This window comes from Pseudomonas sp. SIMBA_068 (assembly GCF_046534705.1).
Taxonomy (GTDB): domain Bacteria; phylum Pseudomonadota; class Gammaproteobacteria; order Pseudomonadales; family Pseudomonadaceae; genus Aquipseudomonas; species Aquipseudomonas putida.
The window spans coordinates 1-256 of sequence record NZ_JAWRYI010000971.1; the positions used below are offsets into that span (position 1 = coordinate 1).

Sequence of the window (256 nt, forward strand, 5' to 3'; positions counted from 1 at the left end):
GCGCTGGAACAGCCACGTTGAGTATGTCAGCTACGATGAGGCGGCTGGCGTCTATCAACTCCAGGGCACCGACACCCGGAATGGTCAGAAACAGAACTATCTGGCACGACATCTGATCCTCGGCACCGGGCCTAAAGCCTGGATGCCGGAGTGCAGCCAGCCGCACCGCCAGCGCCTGACGCACTCAAGCCACTATCTGGTCAACAAAGCGGAACTGCAGCAGAAGCATTCCATCACCGTGCTGGGCAGCGGCCAG

General features: G+C 60.5%; 1 protein-coding gene. It reads left to right on the forward strand.

The features are described 5' to 3' along the window. The coding region (locus tag SB756_RS32315) for a SidA/IucD/PvdA family monooxygenase (RefSeq protein WP_410913533.1) at positions 1 to 256 on the forward strand (256 nt) is incomplete at both ends.